At 78.3% G+C, this 314-nt stretch carries 1 pseudogene; it reads right to left on the bottom strand.

Going from position 1 to position 314, the window contains the following annotated elements:
- Positions 1-314, bottom strand: a pseudogene (locus tag J0695_RS42870) (3-oxoacyl-ACP synthase); the annotation flags it as partial.

A 314-nucleotide genomic window follows, 5' to 3' on the forward strand; every position in this document is an offset into this window, starting at 1 on the left:
GGCCCACCTGGGCGAAGCGGGGCGGGGTGCCCTCGATGCGGACGGCGTGGCCGAGGCCGGGGACCGAGCCCCACAGGACGGGGCCGATGCCCGCGCCGCCGCTCCCGGCGTCGTCACCGACCAGGACGCAGGTGCCCCGGTCGGTCCAGTCGGCGACCTGCGACATCTTGTCGGCGCCGACGACCACGGCGCGCTCGGCGGCACCGGCGCGCACCGCGTGGTCGGCGGTGGCCAGGGCGTGGGTGAACCCGGCGCAGACCACGTTGAGGTCGAGGGTGGCCGGGGAGACCATGCCGAGCCGCGCGGCGAGGCGG

It is taken from the genome of Streptomyces beijiangensis (assembly GCF_017315755.1).
Lineage (GTDB): Bacteria > Actinomycetota > Actinomycetes > Streptomycetales > Streptomycetaceae > Streptomyces > Streptomyces beijiangensis.